At 66.8% G+C, this 18,065-nt stretch carries 19 protein-coding genes; 9 read left to right on the top strand and 10 right to left on the bottom strand.

What is annotated here, in order from left to right:
• The first annotated feature begins 212 nt into the window (after nt 1-212).
• Nucleotides 213-551 carry a hypothetical protein gene (locus FQK05_RS14240; RefSeq protein ID WP_158967952.1) on the top strand — a complete coding sequence of 113 codons (339 nt, stop codon included), beginning with the start codon at nt 213-215 and terminating at the stop codon, nt 549-551.
• 197 nt (nt 552-748) lie between these two features.
• A complete protein-coding gene (locus FQK05_RS26550) occupies nt 749-1,660 on the top strand; it encodes a transposase (RefSeq protein ID WP_407644509.1) in 912 nt (303 codons plus the stop codon).
• Here the strand turns inward: FQK05_RS26550 and FQK05_RS25875 are convergent.
• Nucleotides 1,593-1,889, bottom strand: a complete 297-nt coding sequence (locus FQK05_RS25875; RefSeq protein ID WP_199252687.1) for a transposase — start codon at nt 1,887-1,889, stop codon at nt 1,593-1,595. The genes FQK05_RS26550 and FQK05_RS25875 overlap by 68 nt on opposite strands.
• A 140-nt stretch (nt 1,890-2,029) precedes the next feature.
• A complete protein-coding gene (locus tag FQK05_RS14230) occupies nt 2,030-3,733 on the bottom strand; it encodes an acyl-CoA dehydrogenase family protein (protein WP_158967948.1) in 1,704 nt (567 codons plus the stop codon).
• A 201-nt stretch (nt 3,734-3,934) separates the two neighbouring features.
• On the opposite strand from FQK05_RS14230, the gene FQK05_RS14225 reads away from it, so the two are divergent.
• Entirely contained in the window at nt 3,935-4,246 is a 312-nt protein-coding gene (locus tag FQK05_RS14225) for an FtsB family cell division protein (RefSeq protein ID WP_158967946.1), read from the top strand.
• A 76-nt stretch (nt 4,247-4,322) separates the two neighbouring features.
• On the opposite strand, the gene FQK05_RS14220 is transcribed toward FQK05_RS14225, so the two are convergent.
• On the bottom strand, nt 4,323-4,928 hold the full coding sequence (locus tag FQK05_RS14220) for a hypothetical protein (protein ID WP_158967944.1): 606 nt from the start codon (nt 4,926-4,928) through the stop codon (nt 4,323-4,325).
• Nucleotides 4,925-5,524: a HupE/UreJ family protein gene (locus FQK05_RS14215; RefSeq protein ID WP_158967942.1), complete on the bottom strand. Its 600-nt coding sequence runs from the start codon at nt 5,522-5,524 to the stop codon at nt 4,925-4,927. The genes FQK05_RS14220 and FQK05_RS14215 overlap by 4 nt, the downstream gene beginning before the upstream one ends.
• A 227-nt stretch (nt 5,525-5,751) precedes the next feature.
• Here FQK05_RS14215 and pdhA point away from each other — a divergent pair, with 227 nt between their 5' ends.
• The 4 genes from pdhA to FQK05_RS14195 are packed head-to-tail and all read left to right on the top strand — an operon-like array spanning nt 5,752 to nt 9,803.
• Nucleotides 5,752-6,741, top strand: a complete 990-nt coding sequence (pdhA, locus tag FQK05_RS14210) for a pyruvate dehydrogenase (acetyl-transferring) E1 component subunit alpha (protein WP_158967940.1) — start codon at nt 5,752-5,754, stop codon at nt 6,739-6,741.
• 14 nt (nt 6,742-6,755) lie between these two features.
• Entirely contained in the window at nt 6,756-8,129 is a 1,374-nt protein-coding gene (locus FQK05_RS14205; RefSeq protein ID WP_158967938.1) for a pyruvate dehydrogenase complex E1 component subunit beta, read from the top strand.
• A gap of 8 nt (nt 8,130-8,137) precedes the next feature.
• A complete protein-coding gene (locus FQK05_RS14200) occupies nt 8,138-8,461 on the top strand; it encodes a hypothetical protein (protein WP_158967936.1) in 324 nt (107 codons plus the stop codon).
• Nucleotides 8,462-8,471: 10 nt separating this feature from the next.
• The gene (locus FQK05_RS14195) at nt 8,472-9,803 is read left to right on the top strand and encodes a pyruvate dehydrogenase complex dihydrolipoamide acetyltransferase (protein ID WP_158967934.1); all 1,332 of its coding nucleotides are present in this window, start codon (nt 8,472-8,474) and stop codon (nt 9,801-9,803) included.
• Between the two features lie 213 nt (nt 9,804-10,016).
• Here the strand turns inward: FQK05_RS14195 and cysE are convergent, their stop codons facing one another.
• Nucleotides 10,017-10,823: a serine O-acetyltransferase gene (gene cysE, locus FQK05_RS14190; protein WP_158967932.1), complete on the bottom strand. Its 807-nt coding sequence runs from the start codon at nt 10,821-10,823 to the stop codon at nt 10,017-10,019.
• A 347-nt stretch (nt 10,824-11,170) separates the two neighbouring features.
• Here cysE and FQK05_RS14185 point away from each other — a divergent pair, with 347 nt between their 5' ends.
• Both FQK05_RS14185 and FQK05_RS14180 read left to right on the top strand, forming a co-directional pair.
• A complete protein-coding gene (locus FQK05_RS14185; protein WP_158967930.1) occupies nt 11,171-11,407 on the top strand; it encodes a hypothetical protein in 237 nt (78 codons plus the stop codon).
• A gap of 30 nt (nt 11,408-11,437) precedes the next feature.
• Nucleotides 11,438-11,641: a hypothetical protein gene (locus tag FQK05_RS14180; RefSeq protein WP_158967928.1), complete on the top strand. Its 204-nt coding sequence runs from the start codon at nt 11,438-11,440 to the stop codon at nt 11,639-11,641.
• Between the two features lie 84 nt (nt 11,642-11,725).
• On the opposite strand, the gene FQK05_RS14175 is transcribed toward FQK05_RS14180, so the two are convergent.
• The 5 genes from FQK05_RS14175 to FQK05_RS14155 form a co-directional block, all read right to left on the bottom strand.
• Complete coding sequence (locus FQK05_RS14175; RefSeq protein ID WP_158967926.1) at nt 11,726-12,010, bottom strand: DUF7742 family protein; 285 nt, start codon at nt 12,008-12,010, stop codon at nt 11,726-11,728.
• Between the two features lie 102 nt (nt 12,011-12,112).
• A complete protein-coding gene (locus FQK05_RS14170) occupies nt 12,113-16,012 on the bottom strand; it encodes a baseplate multidomain protein megatron (RefSeq protein ID WP_158967924.1) in 3,900 nt (1,299 codons plus the stop codon).
• Nucleotides 16,009-16,512: a C40 family peptidase gene (locus FQK05_RS14165; RefSeq protein ID WP_158967922.1), complete on the bottom strand. Its 504-nt coding sequence runs from the start codon at nt 16,510-16,512 to the stop codon at nt 16,009-16,011. The genes FQK05_RS14170 and FQK05_RS14165 overlap by 4 nt, the downstream gene beginning before the upstream one ends.
• The gene (locus FQK05_RS14160) at nt 16,509-17,399 is read right to left on the bottom strand and encodes a DUF2163 domain-containing protein (RefSeq protein WP_158967920.1); all 891 of its coding nucleotides are present in this window, start codon (nt 17,397-17,399) and stop codon (nt 16,509-16,511) included. Before FQK05_RS14160 ends, FQK05_RS14165 begins: the two co-directional genes overlap by 4 nt.
• On the bottom strand, nt 17,399-18,031 hold the full coding sequence (locus FQK05_RS14155; RefSeq protein ID WP_158967918.1) for a DUF2460 domain-containing protein: 633 nt from the start codon (nt 18,029-18,031) through the stop codon (nt 17,399-17,401). The genes FQK05_RS14160 and FQK05_RS14155 overlap by 1 nt, the downstream gene beginning before the upstream one ends.
• Nucleotides 18,032-18,065 lie beyond the last annotated feature (34 nt).

Here is an 18,065-nt window from a genome sequence, read left to right as displayed (position 1 = left end):
CGCAGGCTGACCTGGTTTCTGACCAGGGGGAATGGCCGAGGAAGTCCCCTGCAGGACTGGATGTCTCGTTGTCGGCGACGGCAGTCGTGCATTGTCGATCCGGACGGGCAGATCGTGTCCGAAGCGACGGTGGAGAACCATTCGGGCATGATCGCCGATGCTCTGGTGCCCTTTCGGGATGGCCTGGAGATCCTGGGCCTGGAAGCAGGCCGATGTCGGAACGGCTGGCCCGCGGCCTGCTGGACGCAGGGTTTTCCGTGACACGGACGGAGACGCGCCGGGTCGCCCCCGCCCGTGCGGCCCAGATCGAGAAGACCCGCCGCAACGATGCGCGCGCGATCGTCAGGCTCCTGCGGCTGTGCCGGTTCCGTCCGGTCCACCTCGAGAGCCATGAAGCGCGCCAGAGGCGCCTGCCGCTGTCGGCTCGCAAGTCCCAGCAGGGGCACCTGGTCGATGTCGGGAACAGCGTGCGCGGCCCGGTTCGCGCGGCTTTGGTCTGCGGCCCGGGCGGGTCCTGCGCAGGCGGTGGGACGCAGAGATCCGGGACCTGATCTAGGGGCATCATCTCCGGGCATCATCTCCGGGCATCCTGGCCTTGAGATTGCCCTGTCCCCGCGGATCGCAGGGCGCGAGAGCCTGCGCCCCGCCGTCGAGGACCTGACCGCCCGGGTTCGGGAAGAAGTGTCGAACGATCCGGTGTGCCAAAGGCCATGGACGGCGCCGGGGGCCATTCCTGCTTGGCCCCGTCGTGGCGCCGACCTCTGTGGCAACGATCGACGATCCGGCGCGGTTCCGGTCCCCGAAGCAGGTGGGCGCCTGCGCAGGCCTCACGCCGCGCCGCTGCCGGTCCGGCGAAAGGGACCGGGCGGGGACGCTCACCAGATGCGGCGCCCCTGCCCTGCGGGTGGCACTGTTCAAGGCGGCGAATGCGATGCGGGTCCAGGTCGAGACGCCGGTTCCCGCCGCGGTCCCGGGCTGTGCGCCTGGCCGCGCGGCGCGATGCCAAACAGGCCAACGCGGCCCTTGCGCGCAAACGAGCATTCCGGGCGCCTTCGCGGCCCCGCCGGGGCCACGGTCGCCCTCCATTCCTGCACCGGACGTGGATCGACGAGACCGGTTTCCGGGAGGCCTGATCGGCCCCCCGGACCACCGAGTTCCTGTGACCGGGCCCTGGAGCGTCTGCGGAGGCCGCAACATGCAGCCTGGTGCTTTCCGGTTGCCCGAAGAAGCCCGCTTCGAAGACAGGCCCCGCCCGCCCCGATCATACCGCAATGCATCCCGGGCCGGCGACGCGCTGTCCCGAACGGAAGCGGGCCCCGGTCCGGACGTCGGGCGCTTCGGAGACGGGCTTCGAGCCATCTCTGCGGAGCCACCGTCGCGATACCACCTCGGAGGCATCCGGGGTTCTGTGTCAAGGATTTACCGCCCCGGCGGCGCCGCAGGCGTCCTTGATACAGGTTCCCGGATGTCTCAGGTATCGATAGCGACGGGGGACGGAGAATGGCGTGCCTATCTCTGTGGTGAACCAGAGCAGGCCCACGGGCATCGGGAATACCCTTCTGAAAAACAACGCTTCCGCATCCTTCGCGGGCTTAAGCGGCCCCACTGGGACCACGTTCCGGCTCCCCTTCCGACTTGTCCCGCTTCACGTAGGGTTTGACGTGGATCCGCGGGATCAGCCGCACCTCGTGACCGAACTTGGACAGCGCCCGCACCCGGTGGTGACGCGCCAAACAGGCTTCCATGCCGATCAGGCAGGGGGCGAGGTCCCCGAAGAACGCAAGCAGCTGAGCCCGGCCCAGCAGCTTGTTGAAGACGACATCGCCTTCATCGGTGATCCCGTAGACCCTGAACGACGGTCTTGGCCAGATCCAGGCCGACCGTTGCAACCTTCATCGGGATGGCTCCTGTCCGCAGCAGACAATGACATCTGCACTATGGCGCATGCGACCCCGTTGGAGCAGGAGCCATCCACCCCATCAGCTGTGGCGAGATCCGAAGCGCCGCAACGCCGATGCCCTTAACCCCGTCATGCAAGCCGGGACAGGATCGCCCCGGTATCGAGCCCCGCGACCGCACCCGGCAGGGACCCGCGTTCGCCCCTCAGCCGTGACCGGGCATAGCCGGCCGCAATCGCCTCTGGCGCCGTGTCGATCAGCGCCATGCAGGTCAGAAGCCCCGCCAGGCTTTCCGCGAACCACCGGGCTTGGGCCTCTTCCGGCAGACCGGGCCAGCGGGCAAGGTGGGCGTCCAGGGCCGCGTCATAGTCTGCCAGATGACCGCGCGCGGCCAGAAGCCGGGTCTGCAGTACCTCTGCCGCCAGCTTGTCCCGTGCCAGCGTGCGCAGGATGTCCAGGCAGATCACGTTGCCCGAACCTTCCCAGATCCCGTTCAGCGGCGCTTCACGGTAGAGCATCGGCATCGGCGTCTCTTCGACATAGCCCATGCCCCCCAGCACCTCCATCGCCTCGGCCGTGACCGCGATGCAGCGCTTGTTCGACAGGTACTTGGCCAGCGCCACACCGATCCGGGCAAAGGCGCGGGCCTTCTCGGACTGGTCATCGAAAGACCGCGCGACATAGATCCCGGCGGCCAGCGCGCCTTCGGCATCCAGCGCCAGGTCCGCCAGCACCGCCCGCATCAGCGGCTGGTCGATCAGCTTCTTCTGAAAAGCCGTGCGGCCGGAAACCCAGGCATGCGCCTCGGCCACCGCGGCGCGCATCAGGCCGGCGGGGGCCATCGCGGTATCCAGACGGGTGTGGTGAACCATCTCGATGATCGTGCGCACACCCGCGCCCTCGTCCCCCAGCCTGTAGGCCAGCGCCCGGTCGTATTCGATTTCAGAACTCGCGTTCGCCACGTTGCCCAGCTTGTCCTTCAGTCGCTGCAGACGGATCGCGTTGCGCTCACCTTCCAGCCAGCGGGGGACCAGGAAACAGGTCAGCCCTTCGGGCGCCTGCGCCAGCGTCAGGAAACCGTCGGACATGGGCGCCGAACAGAACCACTTGTGCCCGGTCAGGCGGTAATGGGCGCCCTCCCGTTCGGCCACGGTCGTGTTGGCCCGGACGTCTGATCCGCCCTGTTTTTCCGTCATCGCCATGCCCATGGTCAGGCCCGCCTTGCGGGCCGCAGGCCGGATCGACGGGTCATAGACGCGCGCCGTCAGGCCCGGGCGCCAGGCGCCCTGAACCTCGGGCGAGGCGGCCAGTGCGGGCACCGCGGCATAGGTCATCGTCAGCGGGCAGGCGATCCCGGGTTCGACCTGGCTTTGCATGTAGACCAGCGCCGCATGGGCGACATGGCCGCCCTTCTTGCCGTCCCAGGGCTTGGCGGCATAGCCCAGCCGCACGCCCAGTTCCATCAGCCGGTGATAGGACGGCGAAAACGCCACCTCGTCCAGGCGACGGCCGGACCGGTCGAACAGCTTCAGCCGCGGGCGATCGCGGCGGGCATCTTCGGCCGCGACATGGGTTTCTTCGGAGCCGTAAAGCGCACCGGCCGCCGCCAGAGCCGCCAGCCGCTGCCCCGGATCGCGATCCGCGTCGTCGGATCCGGCCGCCAACGCCGCCGTGACCGCGTCGCGAAGCGCGCGGTCCGAGGCCCAGAGGTCGCGTCCCGCCGGCATCGGCGGCTGGTTGGCGACTTCGTGCGTTCCCAGCGTGCCTTGCGGGGGAAGCCCCCCTTCGGCACACCCCGTCCTGGCCCAATCCTCCGCCCTGTTGTCGCGGGTCATCGCAATCGCCTCCTGCGTCACTCGCACCTCATCCTGTCCGCATCATACAGGAAAGATCCGCAAGGCGTATCCCGCCGACGATGGCGGATCGCCGCTTTTCCGGTTTTTTGGGGGATTCCCTATTGTTCCGGTTTCTGCGATAGTATCCGAGGACGCCCCGTTTCGAAGGGCGCCATGAGGCAAAAAGCGCAGATCCGATCCATGTCCCGCACCGCCCGGCGTGCTGCCGGCCCGAGCTTTGGCGTTCTCGTATACCTCGCCCTGGCCTTCGCCCTGGGCGTCTACTTCACCTTTGCTGCCGTACAGGGGGATTTTGGGCTGTTTCGCCGGGTCGAAGTCTCGGCCAAGGCCCAGGCGTTGAAGGTAGACCTGGCACGGCTGGAAGGCCAGATCGCGGCTATGGAAAACCTGACCCGCCGGATGTCGGACGATTTCCTGGACCTGGACCTGCTGGACCAGCAGGCGCGGTCGATCCTGGGCCTGCTGCGCTCGGACGAGATCGTGCTGCGCTGAAGCGCACCGTCAGCAATAGGTACACCGGGTCAGATGATCCGCCGGCCGCTGATCTTCCTGCTTTTGCGTGATCCGCCTAGCCCGCCGGCGCCACGGTCAGGGCCAGCATGACCAGCGCGATGGCACCCAGCCAGGCCGCGATCACCCGCAGGCCCATGGCAACCCAGGGGGCCGCGAACCTCGCGGTGATCGCATCGGCCACGGCAGCAATACAGACCAGCCCCAGCCCGGCACCTAAGACGGATCCGGCGATCGTCACCGCCTTCCCGACCAGTGTGCCGCTGTCGGGAAGGGCCGAAATGCCCAAAAGGAAGCCCCCGGCCGCAAGGAGCCCCATAGCGACAGACGGGAGCCGCCCCGGCAGAAGCGCCGCGAGGGCCGCCGCAAGGAATGCCGCGGCAAAGAGCGGCGCGTCCACCGGCAACCCCGCGTGTCCGGCCGCCAGCCCGGCCAGAAATGCGGCGGCGGAGGCACCGCCCAGCCAGGGAAACCAGCCGCTCCGGACCAGTCCCCCGGCCAGCAGACCCAGCGCCAGAAGGCACAGGACCTGTGACGGGGTCGAAAAGGAATGCCCCACCCCCGCGAACAGGCCCCTTAGGCCTGACGACGCATCATGCGCCACCGCGGGCGTGCCCGGCACCGCCAGCAGCAGCCAGATCCAGCGGTGCCAGCGGTCCGTCACGCCACGCCGGTCAGGAACGCCAGCCCGGCCAAAGAGATGATGGCGCCCGCGCCGCGCACGGCGACGCGCCCGGCGGGCCATTTGATGCTGAGCCCCAGGGCGATACCGCAGAGATGCAGCAGGCCCGTCGCCAGCACGAAGCCCACCGCGAAGGCGAAGGCATTGGCGGTCGATGGCAGTTCGGCGCCATGGGCATAGCCGTGGAAGATGGCGAAGACACCCACCAGCGTTGCCGCGACCCAAAGCGGCGCGCGCACGGCAAAGAGAATCATCAGCCCCAGCACGACGGCGGACATGGCGATACCGGGTTCGACCGCCGGCAACGGAATGCCGGCGATGCCCATGGCGGCCCCCACGGCCATCACCAGCGGGAAGACCACCGGCAGGATCCAGATCGCGGGCTTGCCCAGGAAGGCGCCCCACAAGCCCACCGCCACCATCGCCGCGACATGGTCCCAGCCCAGGACCGGATGAGTGAAGCCCGCACCGAAACCGCCTCCAAAGCCCGCCCCGCCATGGGCCAGCGCCGGACCGGCAAGCAACAGGGTCGATACGGCAAGACCCGCGGTACGGGAAAATCTGGAAAGCTGGGACATGGGAACTCCGGACAGGATGAAGGTCGGTCGCGCTGCCATCTGGGTGCACGTCCACCCCCGATTAAGACATCCCCCAAACCGCCCCGTCAATTCCCGGACGGCGTGCGCGATTGCCGCTGTGTTCGTCTTCTGCGGACCGCGGCAGATTGGACCTCGTCATGCGGCTACAAATCCGCTATGAGGTAGTTTAACGCTAAACTATTTCCAGCCAGGGGGAGTCTGCGGCCATGACCACCCGAAAGAACACCAAGAAACCGGAAGTTTCGGGGGACGAACTCAAGGAGTTCTACCGCGAGATGCTCCTGATCCGTCGATTCGAGGAAAAGGCGGGCCAACTTTACGGCATGGGCCTGATCGGCGGGTTCTGCCACCTCTACATCGGGCAGGAGGCCGTCGTCGTCGGCCTGGAAGCCGCGATGGAAGACGGCGACCGGCGGATCACCTCCTATCGCGACCACGGTCACATGATCGCCTGCGGGATGGACCCCAAGGGCGTCATGGCGGAACTGACCGGGCGCGAGGGCGGCTATTCCAAGGGCAAGGGCGGCTCCATGCACATGTTCTCCAAGGAAAAGGAGTTCTATGGCGGCCATGGCATCGTCGGCGCGCAGGTGCCGCTGGGCGCCGGTCTGGCCTTTGCCCAGAAATACACCGGTGGCGACCGGGTCACGATGACCTATTTCGGCGAAGGCGCGGCCAACCAGGGCCAGGTCTACGAGACCTTCAACATGGCGGCCCTGTGGAAACTGCCGGTGATCTTCGTGATCGAGAACAACCGCTACGCCATGGGCACCTCGCAAGCGCGGGCGACGTCCTCCAAGGACATCCACACCCGCGGCGAGGCCTTCGGCATCCCCGGCGAGATGGTCGACGGCATGGACGTCCTGGCCGTGAAAGAGGCCGGGTTGCGCGCCGTGGCCCACTGCCGGTCGGGCGAAGGCCCCTATATCCTGGAAGTCATGACCTATCGCTATCGCGGGCATTCGATGTCCGATCCGGCCAAGTACCGGACCCGCGACGAGGTCCAGAAGATGCGCGAAGAGCACGACGCCATCGACCATGTCCGCAAGCTTCTGATCGACGGCGGCTTCGCGTCCGAGGACGACCTGAAATCGGTCGACAAGGACGTAAAGGACATCATCAACGAGGCGGCCGATTTCGCCAAGGAGAGCCCCGAGCCCGCGCTCGAGGAACTCTGGACCGACATCTACGCGTAAGGGAGGCTTGAGCCATGGCAACCGAAATCCTGATGCCCGCCCTGTCCCCCACGATGGAGGAAGGCACGCTGGCCAAATGGCTGGTGAAGGAAGGCGACACCGTGTCGTCCGGCGACGTGATCGCCGAGATCGAAACCGACAAAGCCACGATGGAATTCGAGGCGGTCGATGAAGGGATCATGGGCAAGATCGTCGTGCCCGAAGGGACCGAGGGCGTGAAGGTGAATGCCCTGATCGCGATCCTGGTCGAGGAAGGCGAAGACGTGCCCGAAGCGGGCGCCGCCGCCCCTGCCCCGGCCCCGGCTGCGTCCGAGGAAAAGACGGCCGAAGCCGCGCCCGCCAAGGCCGCGTCCGCCCCGGCGGCGCCCAAGGTGGACCTGTCGCCCGACTGGCCCGACGGCACCGCGATGAAGAAGATGACCGTCCGCGAGGCGCTGCGCTCTGCCATGCAGGAAGAGATGAAGGCGGATGAAAACGTCTATCTGATGGGCGAGGAAGTTGCCGAATACCAAGGCGCCTACAAGATCAGCCAGGGTCTTCTGGACGAATTCGGGCCCAAGCGGGTGATCGACACGCCGATCACCGAACACGGCTTCACCGGCATCGCGGTCGGCGCAGCCTTCGGCGGCCTGAAACCCATCGTCGAGTTCATGACCTTCAACTTCGCGATGCAGGCGATCGACCAGATCATCAACTCTGCCGCCAAGACGCATTACATGTCCGGTGGCCAGATGAACTCGCCCATCGTGTTCCGCGGCGCTTCGGGCGCGGCTGCCCGCGTCGGCGCACAGCACAGCCAGGACTATGCCGCCTGGTACATGCAGATCCCCGGCCTGAAGGTTGCGATGCCCTATTCCGCGGCCGACGCGAAGGGCCTGCTGAAGACCGCGATCCGGGATCCGAACCCGGTGGTCTTCCTGGAAAACGAGATCATGTACGGCCATTCCTTCGATGTGCCGGACCTGGACGATTTCACCATTCCCTTCGGCAAGGCCCGGGTCTGGCGCGAAGGCACGGACGTGACGATCGTCAGCTTCGGCATCTCGATGCAGTTCGCGCTGGAAGCGGCGGAAAAGCTGGCGGAAGAGGGCATCTCGGCCGAGGTCATCGACCTGCGGACCCTGCGCCCCATGGATACCGCCACGATCATCAATTCGGTGATGAAGACCAACCGCTGCGTCACGGTCGAGGAAGGCTGGCCCCAGGGGTCGGTCGGGTCCTACATCTCGTCCGTCCTGATGCAGGAAGCCTTCGACTGGCTCGACGCGCCCGTGATCAACGTCACGGGCAAGGACGTGCCGATGCCCTATGCCGCCAACCTCGAAAAGCTGGCGCTGACCAGCGCGGAAGAGGTGATCGAGGCGGTGAAGAAAGTAACGTATCGCTGAGATCTGACATGTTCCGCCTGCCGCTTGCCACTTCACTCGTTCTTTGCAGTCCTGCCTTTGCAGAGATTGTCCGGTTCGATGTCGAGGCGCACTGCAATGAGATTGCGGGTGCAGGCGGAACCTACAGCAGCGAAATGTACAACTTCTGCGTTCGGCAAGAACAGACTGCCTATAACAGCCTGAAAGCTCGCTGGGATGCCATTTCTTCTAACGTTCGGGCTCATTGCACGCAGGTGGCCAGCTTCGGGGGACCGGGCAGCTACGAAATGTTGAGTTTCTGCGTCGAGCAGGAAGAGCAAGCCGCTGCTTCCAAACCGACATTCAAATATTGAGGGACGAACGATGACAATCGAGATCCTGATGCCCGCCCTCTCGCCCACGATGGAAGAGGGCACACTGGCCAAATGGCTGGTGAAGGAAGGCGATAAAGTCTCGTCCGGCGACCTGATCGCCGAGATCGAGACCGACAAGGCCACGATGGAATTCGAAGCCGTTGACGAAGGCGTCATCGGCAAGATCCTGGTGGCCGAAGGGACCGAGGGCGTGAAGGTGAACGCGCCCATCGCGGTCCTGCTGGAGGAAGGCGAGTCCGCCTCCGATATCGGATCGGCGTCCGCAGGTGCGCCGGCAGCGGCCAAGGCCGATGCACCGGCCGAGAAGGCGGCCCCTGCAGGGGGCTCCGCCGAGGCCGGCAGTGCTTCGGCACCTGCCAAACCCGCACCCGCCGCGCCTGCGTCGGCATCGGGGGAACGCATCTTCGCCTCTCCCCTCGCCCGCCGCATCGCGGCCGACAAGGGGCTGGACCTGGCCGCGATCAAGGGCACGGGCCCGCACGGCCGGATCGTGAAGGCGGATGTCGAGGCGGCACAGGCCGCACCGAAACCTGCCGCTGCATCCGCGCCGGCTGCCTCTGCGGCCCCGGCCGCAGCCGCGGCGCCGAAGGGTCCGTCGACCGAACAGATCCTGAAGCTCTACGAGGGTCGGGATTACGAGGAGGTCAAGCTGGACGGAATGCGCCGCACCATCGCGACCCGTCTGGGCGAAGCCTGGTCGACCATTCCGCATTTCTACCTGCGGCGCGACATCATGCTGGACCCGCTCTTGAAGTTCCGGGGCGACCTGAACAAGCAGCTGGACGGGCGCGGCGTGAAGCTGTCGGTCAACGACTTCGTCATCAAGGCCTGCGCGCTGGCGCTGCAGCAGGTGGAAGATGCCAATGCCGTCTGGGCCGGCGACCGGATCCTGAAGATGGGCCCGTCCGACGTCGCGGTGGCCGTGGCCATCGACGGCGGCCTGATCACGCCCGTGCTGAAGGATGCCGACACCAAGTCGCTGTCGGCGCTGTCGTCCGAAATGAAGGACCTGGCCGCCCGTGCGCGCGACCGCAAGCTGGCGCCGCATGAATACCAGGGCGGCAGCTTCGCGATTTCCAACCTCGGCATGTTCGGAATCGACAATTTCGACGCAGTCATCAACCCGCCCCATGGGGCCATCCTGGCGGTCGGTGCGGGCGTGAAGAAACCCGTCGTGGGCAAGGACGGCGAACTGACGGTGGCCACGGTCATGTCCGTGACCCTGTCGGTCGATCACCGGGTCATCGACGGCGCGCTGGGGGCCCAGCTTCTGGCGGCAATCAAGGACAACCTGGAAAGCCCGATGGTCATGCTGGCCTGACGGTCAAGGTTCCGTCCCAGGGCGCGGGCCGACCGGCCCGCGCGAAAGCCGCTTTCAAAGCGGCTTTTTTCTTGTCCGACGGGGCGCACATGAAAAAGCCGGCCTTGCAGCCGGCATGTTGCGCGGATCTCAGGCCCGCACAATCTGCTTTGAAACGCGCATGATCGGCGCGCGAATGCGCGCCGGGGAAAGCGTTTCGAAACGCCGTCCGGACTAGCGTTCGCCGAAGAGCTGATCCATCGAGACAGAGGGGTTGTCGCACCCCGCTTCGCCCACGATCTTGGCCGGCACGCCCGCCACGGTCTTGCAGGGCGGCACCTCTTTCAGCACCACGGACCCGGCCGCGATCCGGCTGCAATGGCCGATGCGGATATTGCCCAGCACCTTCGCCCCGGCCCCGATCAAAACGCCGTCCTCGACCTTTGGATGACGGTCCTCGTCTTCCTTGCCGGTCCCGCCCAGTGTCACCGAATGCAGCATCGAGACATTGTTGCCCACGACCGCCGTTTCACCGATGACGATGGAATGGGCGTGGTCGATCATGATCCCCTTGCCGATCTTCGCATTGGGGTGGATGTCCACGCCGAAGATCTCGGAAATCCGCATTTGCAGGAAATAGGCCAGGTCGTAACGGCCCTTCTTCCACAGCCAGTGCGCCACGCGATAGGCCTGCACCGCCTGGTAGCCCTTGAAGTACAAAAGCGGCTGCAGCAGCCGGTGGCAGGCCGGGTCGCGTTCGTAGATCGCCATCAGGTCGGCCCGGGCCGCCTCGACGATCGACGGATCGTTCTCGTAGGCTTCCTCCGCGATCTCGCGCAGGATCACCATCGACATCTCGTTCGAGCTCAGCTTGGCTGCGATGCGATAGCTCAGCGCCTTTTCGATCTTGTGGTGGTGGAGGATGCAGGCGTGGATCAGCCCGCCCATCAGCGGCTCGCGCCGAACCGCCTCTTCCGCTTCGCGCGTCACGCGGTCCCAGACCGGGTCGACGGGCGCGATACTGGTCTTTCTCTCGGGCATGGCAGCCTCCCTTTCTTGCGGGCAGGATAGGCATGTAGTCGGTTTCCTGCCAAACGCAAATCCGTGATGCGGTGAATCGCGGTTCGGAATGCCCCCGAGAACACCCGCGACACCGCGCGCCTGTCTCTCTCTCTCTGTTTGCTCTTCAAGAAGGAGGGGCGATACTCTCCCTAGAAGTGTTTTTTCCGCGGTAAATCCGCCTTTAGCCTTGCGGAGAGGCCTGGGTTCAGAGGCAATGGCGGTATCAGGGCACGAAAAAGAGCCACGGATGACGGGCGGCCATCTGGCGGAATGCCATCGGCCCGGCCGTCTTCGGCGCGACCTTCGCGGCAGTATTGGGTGCGGGCATGATCTACGACGATGTGCGCGACGACACGAAATTCACCGAAACGCTTGAAAAATCTCTTGAAATCAGCAGCACGACACACGCCATCAAGAGCGTGGACCTGAAGATGGACGAGAATGCGGCAACGGTCTATTTCGCCATGCCGGCCCCGCCCCCTTCGGGCGCTCAGGACGACCCCGGCGACTGCAGCTTCTTCATCGGCGACGCCGATTTCCAGGAAAGCCAGGTGCGCCACTAAATCTCAAGCCAAAGCAAGGAAGCAGAGGCCGTGGCGCAGTTGTACGAGAACGCCGGGGCACCTCGTGACGGCGCGGCAGTCTGGATGGAGTCGTTTCAAAACAACGGAAACGACAGCATCCGGATCGAATACACCTATGACCTCGTCGAATTCATCGCCGAAGAGTTCTTCTCTTCCAGCGATGCGAGATACGAGATGGCAAGACAAGCGTTCGAGTTGCTGTGCCTTGGATAGGCGCGATCCCAGCGCTCCCCGCCCGCGCCGCAAGGCCACCCTTCGTGCCCCAAGTCACAGACGTTGCGGGGCGCCGCTGCAGGATTATCGGCCCAGGTGGTCGGCCAGGACCTGCAGCACCAGTTCGAAACAGGCGCAGTAATCCAGATCGTCGAAACCGGGTTCGTCCGCCAGCACATGCGCCCGGGCCGCCGACATCAGCGAGCCGTTGCCCCAGAACGGGTGCAGCGCATTGTTGCGCTGGACGAAACGGTCGGCGGCCTCGGCCTCGCGGATCAGGCGCACCCCCAGGGGAACGCGGAACACTTCGGGAACTGCATAGAGGGCACGAGCAGCGCAGCTGACATCGCCGTGAAGGACGGGACGCATGCGGAACCTCCTTTTTAGTGGCAGGACCAGTATGCGCCCGGTCCCCTTAGACATCGTTAAAAGCGAACGAAACAGGCGCGACACACGTCACTTATCCACAGGCTATGGCAGAGCCGCCACAGCCGCCGGCCCCGGACCGAACCGGGCCGAGATCTGCGCCACCGCGATCGCTGCACCCGGTCCGGCCGCATCCGCCGCGCGGTCGGCGGCGGTATAGGTCCAGGTCGGATCCGTCACCTCGACCTCGCGCAGCACCGTGGTGCCGTCGAGGACCTGCACCAGATAGGCCTCGCGCTCCTCTCCAAGGGGGACGTCGCCCTTGCCCCAGGCGTCGCCATCGATGCGGGTGCGGCGGATCCAGCCGGCCACCACATCGCCACCCGCCTGCGTCAGCCGCAGGTGGCAGGGGCTTAGGGGGCGCAGGCCAATACCGTCGAAGGCCTGTTCGACATGGACATAGGACGGGTCCGACAGGGGTTTTGCCGCCGGGCCGACGCGATAGTGGCGGTCCAGCCCGCGGTCGGCCGCCGTCAGCGGCAGCTGCACCGGGCCCAGGTCCAGCGCAACGACCCAGGACCCTTCGGGCCATTCGTGCGGCATCACCGCATCCGTCCCCGCCTGCCCCCGCAGAAGGCCGGTCAGGCGCCAGGTGTCCGCAGCGATCAGTTCGGCCTCGCGGAACTGCATTAGCTCCCACCCGCCGGGCGTGCCGTCGCCGATGGCGACCAGGTTCGCGCCGCCCAGCACCTTCCTTTCGGACGCGGACGACAAGGTGCCCGCGATCATCCGAACCTCGACCCCCGCTCCGCGATCCCACAGCCCATGCACACCCTTCGGCAGCGCTGTCCGAGTCAGGCCGGCGGTCGAGGCCGTCTCCACCAATGCATCCACCACGTAACCAGAATCGTCGTCGCTGGACTGCACCACCACCGTCCCGGGCCAGAAGCGGCCGGTGACCGCGATGTGGGGCGCATGAGGCACCTCGTCCCCCGTCATCAGCGGCAGATCCAGGAACAGCGGCACCGCCGGCGCCGGCGCCTGATAGGCCGGGCGCAGAGGCGCATCGTCGGGATAGTCGGCAGGGCGATAGATATCGGGTTCGACGCGCACTGCCTCGATCTGCTGATGGGTGCCCTGTTCCACGCGGTCGATGCGAAAGAGCCCCTCGCCCGCCACGTCCACCACGTCGCCCGCGCCCAGCGCCAGCCGCGAGAGCGGCAACGAGAACCGGGCCGTGTCGCGGGACACACGCGCCTCGGCCAGCCAGCGCTCGGCGAGTTGTCGGCCTTCGGCACGGGACATGGACAGGGGCAGATCGGTCGACGTGACGGACAGCGTGGCATCGTCTGCCAGCGCCGCTTCCTCGGCGATGACGGAATGGTCGCTTCCGGCCTCGGGGAACCGGACGCGGACGCGGCCTGCCATTTCGGCCCCGGCACCGCGGATCCGTTCCAGAACGCCCTTGTCGTCGTCCTCGCGTACCATGTCGGCGGGTGTCAGGCTGGCCCCCGCGACGCCGGTCCGATGGCGGAAGGACAGGACGCCGCCCCGTTCGACCGCGTCGAAGGCATAGCGCGTCATCAGGGGCTGCAGCGCCGCGCGCGCATCGCTGACATTATCCAGGACGAAGCCGTGGACCACGCCGTAAAGTCTGGACACATCGGCATCCATCACCCCCGACCGGCGGCAGAGCTCGTCCACGACAGAGGCCAGCGACCGCGCCCCGGCCCGCCCGTTCAGCCAGTGGCCGCGGGCATGGTTGGCTCCGTCGCTCCACAAGCCGCGCTTGTTCGGGAAATCGGGCCAGGGCCGCAGGTCCCACGACCAGACATAGGCGTTCGACAGGTCGATCATCGGCGCGCCGTAGACGGGCGAGACCGGGTTGTTCGCGGCCTTGCCCCAGTACCCAAGCATCGCCTTCAGGTACTGCATCTGGATCGTGTCGTCGCGCTGGCCGGTCGACCCGCGCGGCAGGGAGCTTTCGGACGATTTCGGATCGACGAACTTGTTGGGCTGGTTCGTGCCCTTGTCCACCGCCGCGCAACCCAGTTCGGTGAACCAGACCGGCTTCGACTGCGGGACCCACGCGGTGGCGGTGGCGGATCTCACGCCGGCCACGCGGTCGTGGTGGGCGTTTTCCCACCAGTTGCGGATGTCCTTGTAGCGCCAGATCCACGGCTCGCCATAAGCCCCGTCGCTGATCGGCGTACGCGTCTGCGCCGCCCAGTCGGCGTCAGTGGCATAGAACCAGTCGTACCCTTCGCCGCCCTCGATATTGGCCTCCAGATAGGCGGTGTCGTAGATCCAGTCCCATCCGGCATCCGCGTGGTCCTGCCCGTCCCGCCAGTCGGACAGGGGCATGTAGTTGTCGATGCCGATGAAGTCGATCTGCGGATCGGCCCAGAGCGGATCGAGGTGGAACAGCCGGTCCCCCGTCCCTGGCGGCTGATAGCCGAAATATTCCGACCAGTCGGCGGCATAGCCGATCTTGGTCCCCGCTCCCAGCAGCGCACGGACTTCGCCCGCCAACGCGCGGAACGCCTGAACCGCCGGGAACCCGGCGGCGCCGCGGATCTGGGTCAGGGATCGGAATTCGGACCCGATGCAGAACGCCTCGACCCCGCCGGCGGCGGCGCACAGGGCCGCGTAGTGCAGGATGAAGCGGCTCAGGCTCCATTCGCCGGGGCCCGTATAGGTGACGGTGCCATCGCCGATGGAGAAGTCGGAGGCGACAGCCGTGCCGAAGAAGGCTTCGACCTGCGCGTCCGCCGCCGACGTGCCATCGGGGGACCCGGCTTCGCCCGGGGCGATGGACAGCGTGATCCGCCCGCGCCATGGCAGGGGCGGCTGGCCGGTGGCGCCGGTCCAGGGGTCGGGCAAGGTGTTGCCCGCCAGTTGTTCCATCAGCACGAAAGGATAGAACATCACCCGCTTGCCCTGCCCCTGCAGGTGGCGGATGGCCTCGACCACGCTGGCATCCGCGGGCGTGCCGCCATAGACGGGGCGGCCGTCGATGGTCGCGATTTCGTCGGCGTTGGGACGATCCAGCCCGGACACGGTCCAGGGCATGTTCGCCCCTTCATAGGTGCGCTTTTCGACCTTGGGCTTCACCGTGCACGACCCGCAGCGCAGGTCGTTGCCGAACCACGACACGACCAGCGACGCCGTCTCCACCCCCGGCAATTCGGCGGCCAGCGTGTCCGACGACGCGACAAGGTCGGTCTTGCCGAGGATCGAGTTGATGTTCGCCGGCCACTGGCTGCCCGGCCCGTCGGAATAGTAGACGGTGGAACTGGCCAGCGCAAATTCCCCGGTGCCGGGGATCAACGCCACGCCCTTCACGATCTGCGTCAGGTCATTCGCAAAGCCCGGGGCATTGGCCTGTTCGGCGCGCACCACCTCGAACGACAGCTGCGGGACCCGGTTTCCGAACCGGCCCAGGTCCATCTCCTCGATCACCACGTATGCCGTGCCGCGATAGGCGGGGACGTTGCCCGCGCCTTCGACCGCCTCCATCAGCGGATCGGGGGCCTGGTCCTGGGTCCCGGGATAGACAGTCATGTTGAGGTCGGTCGGCGTGATTTCCGTCCCGTCGGCCCAGATACGGGCGACGCCCGCGATCTCGCCCTCGCAAAGCGCCACGGCCATGGACACGGAATAGGAATAGCGCGTGGTCCGGGGCTGGGCGGGCCGGCCCTTGCCGCCGCCCGAGGTCGTGGCAGTTTCCAGAAAACGGCTGGCCCAGATCACCTGCCCGCCGATCCGGGTGCGCCCGAAGGTCAGCGGCACGGCGCCGCCTTCGGCCGACCGGGTGAAACGGAAGTTGTCAACGCGACCGACCTCCACCGCCTCGGCGCCGGCGCCCAGGATGCGCTGGTCGATGGACTGGCCGACCATCGCACCCACGGCCTGGCCAAGGGCCGCGGTCGAGATCCCGGCGATGGTGCCGCCAAGCGATCCGCCAAGGGCGGCACCGGCGGCGGACAGGACGATCGTGGTCATGGGCGGGCCTCCTGCGGGAATTCGAAACGGGCGGCGATACGGCGGCGCCACGGCTGGGACAGCGCACTTTCGACGACGCCCCGGCGGTTGTAGGCATGGATGAAGGAAGGATCTGGTTCGGGGGCGGACAGGATGCCCAGATGCTTGGCCACCGCATCCTCGCGCATCCGGAACAGGATCACTTGCCCGGGTCTCAGCGGCCCTTCGGCGGGCTTCAGGTGACGCAGGGCGGCGGCCCACAGGCGTTCTTCGCCCTGGGGTTCGGACCAGTCCATGGAATAGGCCGGGATCGCTTCGGGTTCGTCGCCGTGAAGCGTGCGCCAGACGCCACGGATCAGGCCCAGGCAATCGGCGCCCGCGCCCAGAGTCGCCGCCTGGTGGCGATAGGGCGTGCCCAGCCAGGCGCGCGCCGCCGCCACGACGCGGGCGCGATGCACCAGCTCGGACGCCGGACCGCCGATACAGACCGTGCTGCCGTCCACGGGCTCGTGCTGGCTCATCCCCGGCGGCTCCCACCCGTGTTGCCGGGGCCGGAACGCGGGACGGCCGCCACCCAGTCCTCGCCCGGCAGATCCGGGAAGCCGCGGAAGTTGGCGAGGTTGGCGAACTTGGTCCGGCAGGTCTCCATCCGCTTGTCGCAGCCGGTATCCAGCCGGATCGTGTCCCCCGGTGACACCGCCGCGCGGAGCGGTTCCCACAGGGTGACCGTACGCGACGCACCGTTGATCTTGTCTTCCTTGATCAGCCCCGACAGGCCCGTGGCCGGGCCGGAAGTGACCGACAGTTTGCCGCGGGAAAACCAGCCCTGTTCGGGCGCCGGAAAGGTGGTCCAGCGGAAGACCCGGCCGTCTTCGACCACCTCGGCCGGGCGGATGTCCGACAGGCCCGGCAGGTCCAGGTCGACGCCACAGGCAGCATCGCCCAACACGGCGGTGCAGGGCTTCTGGAAGACACGCCCCAGCTTGCGGTTCAGGGCCTGAGTCAGGCCCCGCAACTCGGCCTCGAAGGCGGTGTCGGTGCGGCGGATCTCTCCGATCGTGCCGCGGAACTGCAGCCAGCGGACCGACGGGTCCTGCCAGTTCACCAGCCAGGCCTTCACCTCGGCCCCGTCGAACCGCCCGGCCTCGATATCCTCGGCCCGGAACGCGTCGTCGGACAGGGCGCCGATGGCATCGGTATTGTCGACCGACAGGCCCGTCGACTGCTGCAGCGCCATCGCCGTCAGGCCGGTATCTGCCTTGAAGGCGATGCCGTCGAAATCCAGGGTGCAGTCGTGATCTGTGAAGCCCAGCACCGTGCCATCCACCCGGAAGATCGCCCAGGCGCGGCAGATCGTGGTGGCGCCGGTGGCGACATGGGCGGCAAAGGTGGGCGGCAGCGCGGACATCACAGGCGCACCTCGACCACCGGGACGTTCGGCACCTCGCCCGCCTGGAAGCTGGCGACCGACGCCTGGATCCAGTCGGTGTCGAAGCGCACCGGCACATCGAATTCATAGCCCGCCGTCACCGCCTGCCCCACGCCCGGCGCGGAGGCCAGCAGGATCTCTCCCGTCAGGGCATCCACGGTGAAATCGGTGCCGTCCGTCAGCTCCACCCCGTCCACGCCCACGCGGACGGATCCGGCGACGGGTTTCGTGACGGGCCGGGTATAGGAATAGACGCCCGATACATAAGTCTTGGCCAGTTGGAAGGTCACCGTCGCACCGTCGCCGGTGGCGATGGGCTGGTCGGTACAGGCAACCGTGGCGGTGGCCCCGCAGGACCGGAAGTCCGACCAGTCCTTCCAGCGGAAAGCATGCATCCGGCCCTGCCGCGCCTCGAAAAAGGCAATCAGGGTGGCGATGTCGTCCAGCGCCCGAAGGCCGGTGCCCGCGTCATAGCGGCGGCGGGAATGGGACCAGGGGGAATTCCGCTCCTCGAACCCGTTGGCCAGCGTGACCACCTCGGTCCGCCGTTCCGGTCCGCCGGCCGAACCGAAGGACAGCTTGGCCGGGAAACGCACGTCGTGAAAGCTCATCTGATGTCCCTTCCGTCAGCGACTGGTCATGCCG

The organism is Chachezhania sediminis (assembly GCF_009765275.1).
Classification (GTDB): domain Bacteria; phylum Pseudomonadota; class Alphaproteobacteria; order Rhodobacterales; family Rhodobacteraceae; genus Chachezhania; species Chachezhania sediminis.
Note: the sequence above shows the minus strand (reverse complement) of the source record. Positions and strands in the feature narration are given on the sequence as shown.